The 12,770-nt window shown below is 35.4% G+C and carries 11 protein-coding genes and 4 pseudogenes; 7 read left to right on the top strand and 8 right to left on the bottom strand.

Annotated elements, in window-relative coordinates; genetic code table 11:
- Positions 1-10: 10 nt before the first annotated feature.
- A complete protein-coding gene (gene ccmC, locus LA754_RS02180; protein ID WP_006279633.1) occupies positions 11-721 on the top strand; it encodes a heme ABC transporter permease CcmC in 711 nt (236 codons plus the stop codon).
- An 8-nt stretch (positions 722-729) separates the two neighbouring features.
- A complete protein-coding gene (locus tag LA754_RS02175) occupies positions 730-1,146 on the top strand; it encodes a GNAT family N-acetyltransferase (protein ID WP_006279634.1) in 417 nt (138 codons plus the stop codon).
- 51 nt (positions 1,147-1,197) lie between these two features.
- On the opposite strand, the gene LA754_RS02170 is transcribed toward LA754_RS02175, so the two are convergent.
- Positions 1,198-2,802 (bottom strand): hypothetical protein, encoded by a 1,605-nt coding sequence (locus LA754_RS02170; protein WP_006279635.1) that lies wholly within the window; start codon positions 2,800-2,802, stop codon positions 1,198-1,200.
- A 180-nt stretch (positions 2,803-2,982) separates the two neighbouring features.
- Here LA754_RS02170 and LA754_RS02165 point away from each other — a divergent pair, with 180 nt between their 5' ends.
- Together LA754_RS02165 and LA754_RS02160 are read left to right on the top strand one after the other, a co-directional pair.
- Positions 2,983-4,260 (top strand): adenylosuccinate synthase, encoded by a 1,278-nt coding sequence (locus tag LA754_RS02165; RefSeq protein ID WP_077188589.1) that lies wholly within the window; start codon positions 2,983-2,985, stop codon positions 4,258-4,260.
- 103 nt (positions 4,261-4,363) lie between these two features.
- Positions 4,364-5,092, top strand: a pseudogene (locus tag LA754_RS02160) (IS5 family transposase).
- A gap of 101 nt (positions 5,093-5,193) precedes the next feature.
- On the opposite strand, the gene LA754_RS02155 reads toward LA754_RS02160, so the two are convergent.
- The 3 genes and pseudogenes from LA754_RS02155 to LA754_RS02145 form a co-directional block, all read right to left on the bottom strand.
- A protein-coding gene (locus tag LA754_RS02155; RefSeq protein ID WP_410530061.1) for an IS630 family transposase occupies positions 5,194-6,205 on the bottom strand; the annotation gives its coding sequence in 2 pieces (ribosomal slippage) (positions 5,194-5,724 and positions 5,726-6,205; 1,011 coding nt in all).
- A 109-nt stretch (positions 6,206-6,314) separates the two neighbouring features.
- Positions 6,315-7,099 (bottom strand): IS5 family transposase gene (locus LA754_RS02150; RefSeq protein ID WP_238513981.1). Its coding sequence is split into 2 segments (ribosomal slippage): positions 6,315-6,778 and positions 6,778-7,099, totalling 786 coding nucleotides; the frame shifts between segments, so codons are not numbered across the junction.
- Positions 7,100-7,215: 116 nt separating this feature from the next.
- Positions 7,216-7,609: pseudogene (locus LA754_RS02145) on the bottom strand (IS3 family transposase); the annotation flags it as partial.
- Positions 7,610-7,694: 85 nt separating this feature from the next.
- On the opposite strand from LA754_RS02145, the gene tnpA (LA754_RS02140) reads away from it, so the two are divergent.
- A complete protein-coding gene (gene tnpA, locus LA754_RS02140; RefSeq protein WP_006279552.1) occupies positions 7,695-8,132 on the top strand; it encodes an IS200/IS605 family transposase in 438 nt (145 codons plus the stop codon).
- Between the two features lie 154 nt (positions 8,133-8,286).
- Positions 8,287-8,724, top strand: a complete 438-nt coding sequence (tnpA, locus tag LA754_RS02135) for an IS200/IS605 family transposase (protein ID WP_457923677.1) — start codon at positions 8,287-8,289, stop codon at positions 8,722-8,724.
- Between the two features lie 69 nt (positions 8,725-8,793).
- On the opposite strand, the pseudogene LA754_RS02130 reads toward tnpA (LA754_RS02135), so the two are convergent.
- The 3 genes and pseudogenes from LA754_RS02130 to dapB form a co-directional block, all read right to left on the bottom strand.
- Positions 8,794-9,071, bottom strand: a pseudogene (locus LA754_RS02130) (transposase); the annotation flags it as partial.
- Positions 9,072-9,149: 78 nt separating this feature from the next.
- On the bottom strand, positions 9,150-9,908 hold the full coding sequence (gene pstB, locus LA754_RS02125) for a phosphate ABC transporter ATP-binding protein PstB (RefSeq protein ID WP_065094809.1): 759 nt from the start codon (positions 9,906-9,908) through the stop codon (positions 9,150-9,152).
- Positions 9,905-10,690 carry a 4-hydroxy-tetrahydrodipicolinate reductase gene (gene dapB / locus LA754_RS02120; protein ID WP_006279993.1) on the bottom strand — a complete coding sequence of 262 codons (786 nt, stop codon included), beginning with the start codon at positions 10,688-10,690 and terminating at the stop codon, positions 9,905-9,907. Before dapB ends, pstB begins: the two co-directional genes overlap by 4 nt.
- A gap of 281 nt (positions 10,691-10,971) precedes the next feature.
- On the opposite strand from dapB, the gene tnpA (LA754_RS02115) reads away from it, so the two are divergent.
- Positions 10,972-11,409 carry an IS200/IS605 family transposase gene (tnpA, locus tag LA754_RS02115; RefSeq protein WP_006279552.1) on the top strand — a complete coding sequence of 146 codons (438 nt, stop codon included), beginning with the start codon at positions 10,972-10,974 and terminating at the stop codon, positions 11,407-11,409.
- Positions 11,410-11,666: 257 nt separating this feature from the next.
- Here the strand turns inward: tnpA (LA754_RS02115) and LA754_RS02110 are convergent.
- Positions 11,667-12,547 (bottom strand): annotated as a pseudogene (locus tag LA754_RS02110) (Rpn family recombination-promoting nuclease/putative transposase).
- Positions 12,548-12,770 lie beyond the last annotated feature (223 nt).

Genomic DNA, 12,770 nt, shown 5'->3' with positions numbered 1-12,770 from the left:
CTCAAAACGAATGTTTTTATTAAAGCCTACAAATTTCTCTTATTTTTCTAAGAAAGCTCTACCTTGGCTTGGGGTTATTTGTTTCGCATGTTTTTTAATTGGAATGTCTTTGGCGTTATTCTTCTCTCCAGAAGATTATAAACAAGGAGAAATTGTACGAATCATGTACATTCATGTGCCTTCTGCATGGCTTGCTCTTGGAATATATGGATTAATTGCATCACTCAGTTTCATTTCATTGGTATGGAACAATAGCATTGCTAGTGTCTTGGCACATGCTGCTGCTCCTGCAGGGACAATCTTTTCGGCAATATGCTTAATCACAGGCAGCATCTGGGGAAAAGGAACCTGGGGCACTTGGTGGGTATGGGATGCAAGGCTTACTTCAATGCTGATTTTACTTTTCCTATATGTTGGCTACCTTTCATTGTGGAGCGCTTTTGATAATGAAGCGAGGGCAGAAAAATCAGCAGCAGTATTTGCCATCTTTAGTGCTATAAATATTCCTATAGTAAAATTTTCCGTGAATTTATGGTCCACTCTCCATCAGCCAGCAAGCATTTTGAGAAAAGGTGGAATAGCAATAGAAAGTTCCCTGCTGTTGCCACTGGTTGCAATGTTTATGTTTTGTGCCACATTTTTTTTAGTAGTGTGGATACTGTATTCACTTTACTTAATTAATTTATATAAGATAAAGAGAGAAATCAGTATGCGGTATTAGGCCGAGAGATGAAAATAGAACACACCACATCACCAAGTAGCAAAGACATTGAATTCCTACTCAAAAAGATTAATGAAGAAACCGTTGATAAAGGTACGTGTAACCCATTTGCTTTTTTTATTCGCGATGATACTGAACAAATTATTGCAGGTTGTAGCGGTTTTGTTATCTATGGTTCAATTTACACTGACTTGCTTTGGGTACATTCTGATTATAGAAGAAAAGGTATGGGAAAGCAGCTAATGGAAGAAGTTCATGATTATGGTCGTGAGATGCACTGTAAAATAGCAACCGTTGCAACCATGAATTTTCAAAAAGCGAAAGTATTTTATGAAAAGCTTGGGTATAAGTGTGATCTTGTACGTCCAGGGTATGTTAACATGTATATTTTTGAAGAAAGTGTTGTGAGATGCACTGTAAAATAGCAACCGTTGTAACCATGAACTCTAAAATATTTAAAGAGCCTACTAATATCTTTAAGGTAAATGTTCATGTGATTCCGCAGAATAATTCTGTTTTTTGATTCTATCTGTCCATTTATCATTTTCTATATCTTGTTTGTTGGTTGCTTTTTTTTCTTGCTCAACAATTGCCTTATCTATCTCCTTATGAATTGCATCAATTGCATTAATCGCACCTCCTTTTTTGTATACTTCGCTTTTCCCTTCAATAATTAACTTAATAAAAGTATTTACAACAGACTGCACTTGATTATGATTAACCTGACCTTTTATCAAAGAAGGTAAAGAGCCTAATTCCATCAATACTTCTGGTGCTGTTTTGTCTTGAGTGGAAAGTCCTAAATTATCTGCTACTTTACTTATTAATAACTCTCTGTGTTCTTTATTATCTTCCAATTTAGCATAATCACTCAATAGATCTATAACGGTAGATACTCTGACTTCAACAATATCATCAACATCTTCATCTTCTAGAGCAACTCCTGACCCCAATAACCTCTCTCTGAGATTTTCGCTTAAAAGATTGATAAATTCTTCATTTGCATCTGATCCTGTGGTTGATATTGTACCATCTAAATAGTTACTTTGAGCACCGAAGCCATGCTCTATTTGTATTTTTGTCTCAGGTTTAAATCCTAATTTTGCACAGAATTTCTGAAAATATTCTTTAATAATGTCAAACAAGCTCTTGCCATTATCTTTATAATTTTTTAACTCTTTAGGAATAGTAAGTGACAATTTACCATCTCTGTATGTTACAAAGTCTTCACCATTGTGAGATTCAATTGTAAATTCCAATGAACTAGACAGATTACATATCTTATCGCCATGCATAACTTGATTTTTAACAGAGAGTATTGGTAGCCTCATATCAGATCTAATTCTCACATTATTTTGGTTAGCACAATCAATGTTTATTACTTTTTTAGGATTTTCTACTATGAACGACTGTCCAAGTGCAAGTTGGGTTTGTATAAATGGAGCAGCCTCATACCCTGCTTGATTACAATTGGTAACTAGCTCTTCTAAAATAGCATCACTTGGAACTTCTGCCCCAGCGTATCTGAACATTTTTTTGAAAACTTCTTTTGCAAAGGAACGGTAATCCTTGTTTTCATCTTTCTCTGTTGGTAATAGATGGATATACCTTTGGCCAGCATTGTAAAATTCTTCAAATTCTTTCTTATATGAATCAGTTTTTTGATGATCAGTAGTTTTGGGATCTTCGCAGTGATTTTTCCACAGCTCACCCAATGCGTCACTTACAAGCTCTTTCTCAATATCTTCGAGTACTGAAGCAACAAAAGCTTTGCCACGATCCGTATCTATTTCTCTTGTTCCTTTTTTGTTAAATATTTCGTCATTATATATATCATCACTATTAAAAAGTTCGCTTCTGCGGTGCTTAGCTCCTTCCTTAAATGCAATAATAAGATTTTTATCTATTTCTTTTCCGTTAATAATAAAATTCATCCTTTGAAAATCTAAGAACATTGTTTCACCGGAATTCGCTAATTTATTATCTTGATCTGCTCTTAATTTACTAAAATTGAACTCTTTAGCTGTGGCCTTTAATCTAACTACTGGACTCTTATTATTTTTTCCTTTTGTCTCTTTCATAAATAACACCTTACTGCAAATATGCTGTAAGTTATATCATATAATGATGAATAATTTGGTAATATATTAAGAAAATCGACAGTATATTTCTTTATTTAAGAGGTGTAGGAAAGGCGTAGATTTCTCTTTCCATTTGTAGCGTACTGCATTAATATTTATGTATTAATCTAGAAAATAATGATGAATAACATTGTAATTGTTGGTCTGCAATGGGGTGACGAAGGCAAGGGTAAAATAGTAGATTATCTTTCTGAGAATGCAGATGTAGTTGTGAGATTTCAGGGAGGAAATAATGCAGGGCACACTATAGTAGTAGATGATGAGGTTTATAAATTAAATTTACTGCCCTCTGCTGTTTTGAGGCCAGGCAAAATATCTATCATAGGAAATGGCGTTGCTCTTGATCCACACGCTCTAATCTCAGAAATAGAGTCATTGAAAGTTAAAGGAGTAGACGTAAACTATAACAACTTGATGGTATCCGAGAGCTGTCCATTAATACTTAGCATACATAAGGACAAGGAAAAGCTATTTGAAGATTTAAATGGAAATCACAAAATTGGTACAACAAACAAAGGGATAGGGCCATGTTATGAAGATAAAGTTGGAAGGAGAGCTATACGCCTTTGTGACTTAGAAAACGCAGATGAGCTCAATAAAAGAGTGGATACTCTTTTGAATTACCACAATGCTATCAGGAAAGGCCTTAACTACCAGGTGGTTAAAAAAGAAGAAATATTAAAGGAAATTCAAGAGATTTCAGAAAAAATTCTTTCATATAAAAAACCTGTGTGGAAGATATTAAATGACTTGATGAAAGAAGGTAAGAAAATAATATTTGAAGGTGCCCAAGGCGCATTTTTAGATATCGACCACGGAACTTACCCTTTTGTTACTTCAAGTAATACTGTAGCATCGCAAGCAATAACAGGCTCAGGGTTATCCTCCAATGCTTACATTATTGGTGTGGTAAAAGCTTATACAACAAGAGTGGGCAATGGCCCATTTCCTACTGAGCAGAAAAATGAAGTAGGAGATAGCTTGTTTACTATAGGTAAGGAACTTGGAACAGTGAGCAATAGAAGAAGGCGTTGCGGATGGTTCGATGCAGTTTTAGTGCGCCAGGCCGTACAACTCTCTGGAGTTTCAAGCATTGTATTAACCAAATTAGATGTGCTTAATTCTTTTGATACAATTAAAATATGCACTGGTTACAAGTATAGCGGAAAAATGTATGATTATTTACCCGCATCGCATTCAATACAAGGGGAATTAGAGCCAATATACGAAGAGTTTCCTGGCTGGAAAGAAAACACTCAAGGTAAAAGGTCAATTAAAGCATTGCCTATCAATTTAATAAAATATATAGACAGGTTAGAAAAATTAATAGGTGTACCAATTCATCTAATTTCAACTAGTCCAAAGAGAGAGGATGTTATTAAGCTTAAAGATTTCTGAAAACGTCTTTGTATCTTAGAGCCTGTACGTAATCTCAAAAAAGAGATAAAGTGAGAGGATAAAGTATATAAAGTAGGATATGCGAAGTTTATAACCAAGTGACATAAGTCGAGAAAAGTTTGAGATTATTGTAGCAGATCTGGAATCTTGCAGAAAGAAGACAAAACCAAGAACACTTGATTTACATGATGTATTTTGTGGAGTGTTATACGTGTTAAAAAGTGGTTGCCAGTGGAGAATGGTATCAAAAGAGTTCCCAAAATGGCGCAATTGTTACGACTATTTTAAGAAGTGGAGTGAAAAACCAGATGCAAATAAAGAAAGTGTTCTGGAGCTGGTATTAAAAAAAAATAATTGCGACAAAACAATGGTCGGAAAAGCTTCTGTATAATTGATGCACAGAGTATAAAAAATGCAGATACTGCTGAAGCTATGATGCAGGCAAGAAGATTTCAGGGCCGTATTGCAGTAGATACGCAAGCATGCAATTTATACAACAACAGCAGAGATAACTGACCGTAGCAGTGCTGTGAGAATGGTCGAAAATGCAAAAGAAAACCTCTCGGGAGTTAAAAATGTACTGGTTGATGCAGGCTATACTGGAGAGAATTTTGTAACTCAAATAAAAACGATTATTGGTGCAACCGTTGAAGTGATCAAAAGAAATGAATTACGTTCCTTTGTTGTATTGCCCAAAAGATGGGTTGTGGAGCGATCTTTTGCTTGGTTAGAAAAATGTAGAAGATTGTGGAAAAATTGTGAGCGAAAACTCAATACTAGCCTACAAATGGTCGTTCTGGCTTTCACTGCCTTACTTCTGAAAAAATTATGAACAGGCTCTTACTAACTCTTATCTAATAAAAAAAATACTTGTGTAACTTCGAATAGTCTATTATGCAAGACAGCAGTATAAACATGTAGTAATACCAATTCTCATTGTTGTCCAGTCAAATAGGAAACATTGCAGAGTTGTTTAATTGTGGAGCTGGCAAGAGAAGTAATAAATTTGCACAAAGCACCCTCAAGTAGAGCAATTGTATCGTATATTTTATTGCGCAAAATGTTCTGTTTTATATATAACCAAAGCCTCTCAACAGGATTTAGCTCAGGTGAGTATGGAGGTAGGTATATAATGTCGATATTTTTAGGTACCTTTAAATTTTTTGACCTATGCCAACTAGCACAGTCCATAACGAGAAAAGCCTCTCGTGTTTCTAGATATTGCGAAATTTGCTCAAGAAATATGTTCATGCAATCAGTGTTGACATTTGGTGCAAATAAGCTAGAACTCTCTCCATTTCTAGGATTAACTGCACTATAGAGATAGAAATTTTGCCTACCTAATTTTGTTTTAACCTGTGTTCTAATCCCCTTTTTAAACCACCCATGTCCAACTTTTGAATGTGTGCCAAACCGTGATTCATCAAAGAAAAATAGCTCTTTTTCTGGATACTTGCTAATAGCTCAATTGAGATTTTTTTTTGAATTCCTCTTGTTTGCTTTTATCTTGTCCATTATGAACTGGTCTTGGTGTAATATATGAGAATTTCATCTTTTGCATATGGCGGTGTACTGTAGATTTGCTGATATTTAATCCGAACTTTTCCTGGATTCTTATTCTCATTTCTTTAATGGTGATATTAGGATTTTCTTCTATCCACTCTTCAATTTGCTGTAGTTGAGCCTGATTTAATTTAGTTTTTCTACGACGTTGTGAAGGAGCAAACAGTTTTTCTTCTCTGCCAATTTTCAAGAGTTTTACCCACGAAGTTAGTGCGCTTCTTGAAATGCAATATATTTTTGCTACAGCCGTTATACTGTACTTTTTTGCTGCAATTACAGCATTTAGTTTTTTTGAAACATATGCATTATTCCTTACTTTCTTCAGCATTTCTTTTGCTGATTCTACTACTTTTTCATCCAATAATTTTGATCTTAATGCCATTTAAACCTCGCTATTTTACTTACTTCAGTATGGCTTTTCTTCCATCATTGTCCATCTGTTTGCCCTGTAATGGGAATTGGTATTAGAGGTTGTCCGGAAACAAGTAAATTCAAGCATATTCCCTCTTTAACATAACCCTACTCATAGCTAGGTATATGAAATTCTCAGTGGATGTTGTGAGTAAATCATACTCCTTCGATAGCCTTCTATTCCTATTAACCCAAGCAAAAGTCCTTTCTACAACCCATCTTCTTGGCTGTACTTTAAACCCTTGTTCTCTTGTTGGTAGTAGCTCAGGTGGCGTATCTTTGTGCACCCAAAATCTACATGGAGGCCTTGTAACAATTTCAATATCTATGTCATATTCTTCCTTTATGTGATTCTTTAAATTTCTTCCTTGGTATCCCATGTCAGCCCACATTTTTTTAACTTTAGTATATTTTGTTCTCATATTGTTTAATGCTATTTTAATACCATCTCTATCATTTTCGTTAGCAGCGCCTACGTAACAACCTAGTATAAAACCCTGAGTGTCTGTAATTATATGCCTTTTTCTACCCTTTACTTTTTTACTTCCATCATAGCCTTTGATCCCCCCTTTTCTGTAGTCTTTACAGATTGACTATCTACTATACAGGCACTTGGCTGCTCATTCCTTCCTATTTTTCTTCTACTATATTTTGTAATTTCATAATTCATTTTCTCAAAAATTCCCTGCTTCTTCCATTGCCTGAACTGCTCATACACAGTCTTCCATAGCGGAAAATCATTTGGTAAATACCGCCATTGACACCCTGTACGCAATACATAGAAAATTGCTTCTAATATTTCTCTTTTGCTATACTTTGGCGGCCTTCCTCCTTTCTTGTATGATACTCTGAAGTGTTTTTCTATTCTTGCCTATTCCCTTTCGCTTAGATCTGTTGGATACTTTTTTCTCATCTTTACCCCGTACTAAAATTTCAGATATTATAGCCTTTTACTTGTTTCCGGACAACCTCTAAGTAATCCCATACTTTATTTGGTTGATCAACAACAAAGTTTTGATCTAGTATATTGGGAGCTACAGCTCTATTATCTGTTTGTTGTTTTTTAATTTTAAACTTTCTTCTCAGTATAGCCCTGATGTCATTTTTCTGCATAATACTTTGCACCGTTTTCAAATTGCAACTTTTACCCAAAGCCTTCAATTCAGCATGAATTTTAGGAGCTCCATATCTACATTTAGAAGCTTGATATATTTTTTGAATATCTGCTAATAACTCTTTATTTGCTGATTCTCTACTGCTTATTTTCCTTGTAGTCCACTTATAGTAGCTACTAGCAGAAAACCCTACATAATTCCTGCACTTTATAGTGTTTACTATGCTCTTTTATGAAAAAATATTTTACTCTTTTTGACTTTCCATAAGATGGTACAAGCCTCCACCTTCTAGGTGGAGAAACTTTAGTTTGTCAATGTCATAACTGTACTTTATAAAGTATAGTTATGACGGAATATGACAAAGGAAAACACACTGTATTTTATCATAGGTACCATATAGTCTGGATTACAAAATATCGGTACAGAGTATTAACTAAGGCTATGAAGGAGAGAATACGAACAATCATAGCAGAAGTATCTGAAGAAATGGGGATTAAGATAGAAAACGGAGTAATATCATCAGATCATTTACATTTATTCGTAGTAATACCTCCTCATATAGCTGTGAGTGATTTTGTTCAAAGAGCCAAAGGCAGGTCTTCACGCAAAGTTCAACAAGAATTTCCAGAGCTAAATAAAATGTACTGGGGAAAGCGTTTTTGGGGAAGAGGATACTTTAGTGCTACCAGCGGACATATCACAGATGAAGTCATTAATGAGTACATCAATAAACATACAGATGCACATCAGCCTCATTCTATATCTAGTATAAGATTGGAGTAGCTTTAGCTTCTCATCGCGCTTCCAGCGCTATATCCAACCTTTCGGCTCTCAGCCGATAGTGGTTGAGTTTCCATAAGATGGTACAAGCCTCCACCTTCTAGGTGGAGAAACTTTAGTTTGTCAATGTCATAACTGTACTTTATAAAGTATAGTTATGACGGAATATGACAAAGGAAAACACGCTGTATTTTATCATAGGTACCATATAGTCTGGATTACAAAATATCGGTACAGAGTATTAACTAAGGCTATGAAGGAGAGAGTACGAACAATCATAGCAGAAGTATCTGAAGAAATGGGGATTAAGATAGAAAACGGAGTAATATCATCAGATCATTTACATTTATTCGTAGTAATACCTCCTCATATAGCTGTGAGTGATTTTGTTCAAAGAGCCAAAGGCAGGTCTTCACGCAAAGTTCAACAAGAATTTCCAGAGCTAAATAAAATGTACTGGGGAAAGCGTTTTTGGGGAAGAGGATACTTTAGTGCTACCAGCGGACATATCACAGATGAAGTCATTAATGAGTACATCAATAAACATACAGATGCACATCAGCCTCATTCTATATCTAGTATAAGATTGGAGTAGCTTTAGCTTCTCATCGCGCTTCCAGCGCTATATCCAACCTTTCGGCTCTCAGCCGATAGTGGTTGAGTGGCCAGGGCTTTTTTTTAAATGTCTCTTTCTCTTGTTACTTTTGCTAACTCTTTCTGTAAATCAAATCTCTCTTTGTCGTAAGGAGCTATGTTATCTCTACCTGGAAATGCATCTGCTGCCGACTTTTTTTCGTTGTGTTTCTTTATCCATTTTCCTAATAAACCACCCTTTATTCCTAAATCCTTTGCTATTTTTGTAATTGTTTGACCTGCCTTTCTTTGTTCATTTGCCAGTTTAACAGCTTCCAATTTGAATTCTGCTGTATATTCTCTTACCATTTCTAATCCTCCAAAATTTTATTTTACCCAAAAAAACTCTTTTCTTTCTCTCCACTTTTTCTGGGTAAGGTCAGAAATTTAATGATCCAGGATATACTCCTTTGTTAAGGGAGATTGAGCATTTTCGAATATTTCTTGAGTGCTTCCAGACTCAACAATTCTGCCATTATGAAAGAAAATTACACTATCAGATAACTTTTTAGCTTGCTTCATTGAATGAGTCACCATAATTATAGTAAATCTTAATTTCAGCTCTTGTATAAGATTTTCGATTGCATTGGTTGCCATTGGATCAAGAGCAGAGCACGGTTCATCCATTAATAAAATAGTTGGCTTCACTGCAATTGCGCGAGCGATGCATAGCCTCTGTTGTTGGCCACCGGATAAATTGAGTGCACTATCTTGCAATCTGTCTTTCAATTCTTCCCATAAACCAACCTTGGTTAAACTATTTTCCACCATCTCATTCAATTTTTGCTTATCCTTCGCCATACCATGCAGTTTTGGTCCATAAGCAACATTGTCGTATATTGATTTTGGAAAAGGATTTGGCTTTTGAAATACCATGCCAACTTTTGCTCTGAGTAGCACAACATCCATATCGCGTGAATATATATCACCCAGCCCATCGATATCTAATTCACCAACAGTTTTGCATCCAGGTACATAGTCATTCATACGATTAAAACAACGCAAAAATGTTGATTTACCGCACCCGGATGGTCCGATAAAAGTAGTAACTTTTCTTTTATAAATATTCAAATTTATATCGAATAAAACTTGCTTAGAGCCGTACCAGAGATTTAAATCTTTAACAGAGGCACGTGTATTGCTCATATCACATCCTGCATTGAATAGAGCCCCGGAATTTCTCTTTTATTTTCGTATAGCCATACTGCTGCTTGAACAGCTCCTCTAGCAAATGTTGTGCGATCAATTGCTTTGTGGTTTAGTTCTATCCGTTCATCAGAATTGACAAACATCACGCTGTGATCTCCTATTACTCCACCTCCACGAGATACCGCAAAACCTATTCCCCCCTTTTTTCTTATGTTTGAACCACTATGTAAATATTGATTGGACTGAAAATCCACTTTTGAAGCGTTAGCAATTGTTTTGCCAAGTTCTATAGCTGTTCCAGATGGTGAATCCTTTTTTAAGTTATGATGCATTTCCCAAATCTCAACGTCATATTCATTACCTAAAAGCTCAGCAGCTTTTTTTACCAATTTCAGCAACACATTAACCCCAACACTCATATTTGCTGACCATAATATTGGAACTTCAGCAGCATATTCTTTCAAATCGACACCTTCTATTCCAGTTGTGCCACTAACCAGCGGTGTTTTAAATTTTACAGCTGCTTTAAGGCAGTCTAACATACATTCTTTAGTTGTAAAATCTATTACAACGTCGGATAACTCAAATATGCCACTAATAGAACTTGTAACTTTAATTCCTAGATTGGCTATAATTGGTCCAATATCTGAATCTATGTACTTACTGCCTGAACGGGCAACAGCACCTGCTATTTCCACTTTGGTATTTGTAATTAATTCATTGAGTATTTTCTTGCCCATCCTGCCTAAGCAGCCTATTACTCCAACTCTGATTTTCATAAAGCTTTTTACGTTTATTAAGAATGTTAGGCCTTTTTTTAAGCTCTGTCACTTCTGATCTATATTCTATAGCTAACACGTCATACCACGATTCATTCGCGGTATCTCGGCATAGATCCCGCTAACACGTAGCGGAATGATGGTTTTTCAAATTGTCGTAAGTCAGTTTAGCTATATATGACTCATTTCTTTACTTTCCATAAGATGGTACAAGCCTCCACCTTCTAGGTAGAGAAACTTTAGTTTGTCAATGTCATAACTGTACTTTATAAAGTATAGTTATGACGGAATATGACAAAGGAAAACACACTGTATTTTATCATAGGTACCATATAGTCTGGATTACAAAATATCGGTACAGAGTATTAACTAAGGCTATGAAGGAGAGAATACGAACAATCATAGCAGAAGTATCTGAAGAAATGGGGATTAAGATAGAAAACGGAGTAATATCATCAGATCATTTACATTTATTCGTAGTAATACCTCCTCATATAGCTGTGAGTGATTTTGTTCAAAGAGCCAAAGGCAGGTCTTCACGCAAAGTTCAACAAGAATTTCCAGAGCTAAATAAAATGTACTGGGGAAAGCGTTTTTGGGGAAGAGGATACTTTAGTGCTACCAGCGGACATATCACAGATGAAGTCATTAATGAGTACATCAATAAACATACAGATGCACATCAGCCTCATTCTATATCTAGTATAAGATTGGAGTAGCTTTAGCTTCTCATCGCGCTTCCAGCGCTATATCCAACCTTTCGGCTCTCAGCCGATAGTGGTTGAGTGTAACTTAACAAGAACTGGTCTGTAGCTAATAGTTATTGATAATAAGGGTAATTAACTTTGATAAGAATCTTTTCTGTGTTCAATTGAAGTCTGTATGTTCTGGAATATCTATATAGTAAATTATGCGGTAATCGTAGACTACGCTGCCCACTTAAATTATGCCACAAAGGTTTTCCAAGTGTAACCGTTCACAGATTTCCACTTAATTCTTCAATCTCACTAATAGAAAGGCCAGTAAACTTGACAATAGTGTTGACATCAACATTATTAGCCAGCATTGCTTTTGTGACTTCAATTTCCCTTTCTTTTCTACCTTCCTCTCTACCTTTCTCTTCAGCAAGATCAAGTCTGTATTCAAGAATGGCTTCTTTTTTGCGTAGATCCATTATCCTTTCTTCGTAAGCTACTAAATCTTTTTCGTTCCAACGAAACTTGTCTAATTCATCATATGCTAGCTTTATTATTGGTGCTTTTTCTGCTATCTCCTTTAAGTCCTCTTCTGTTGTTTCTTCTGCGTATTTAAAAAAGAAACACCACCCTTCTACTGTACTTTCTAGCTGCTCTACTTTACTTTTTGAAAATTTGGGCATTCTATAAAGATAAATTGAAAATCTTTTAAGTAATGGCCGTTGGTTTTTATATCACGTATATTATGAGTAGAGATATAATCAACTTCTTCAGGAAGTAAGTTACAATTGGAAATAGCAATAAAGAAGACTTTCTTTAAATCAATGTAGTTGCCAGATTTATCTAATTGTCTTGAGTAAGCCTTAGCAGCATACAGTTGGGCACGTTTCTCAAAACCTTTATCACGAGCAAGCTGCATCTCAATCACAAACCTATTACCAATAGAATCCTTGCAGAGAACATCAACAATACTCTGTTTATCAGAGGCAACTTCGGGATCCATAATAGTACTGAGGAATTCAACTTCTTGTATTGCATTTATCTCAGTAAACCCTAAAATATCGTTCAAAAAGTGAATAAGGATATTCTTATTTTTTTCCGTTCCAAAGATTTTTTTGAAACACAAATCATTGCGAGGATCGAGAAATTTTGAAAGAGCCATAGCCAAAGTGCTTAAAAATATTAATAATTATACACTATTATTAACAATTATTCAACCATATTTTTGAAGATAGCTATAGCTAACATGTCATAACCGCCACGAACCGTCATACCGCGATTCATTCGCGGTATCTCGGCATAGATTCCGCTAACAAGTAGCGGGATGACGATTGTCGGTGAACCTAAGTTACTTTAGCTATAGGCAGCAATTTTCTGTATTTATT

The sequence above is a fragment of the Wolbachia endosymbiont of Muscidifurax uniraptor genome (assembly GCF_054149795.1).
This window is presented reverse-complemented; position numbering and strand designations above follow the sequence as displayed.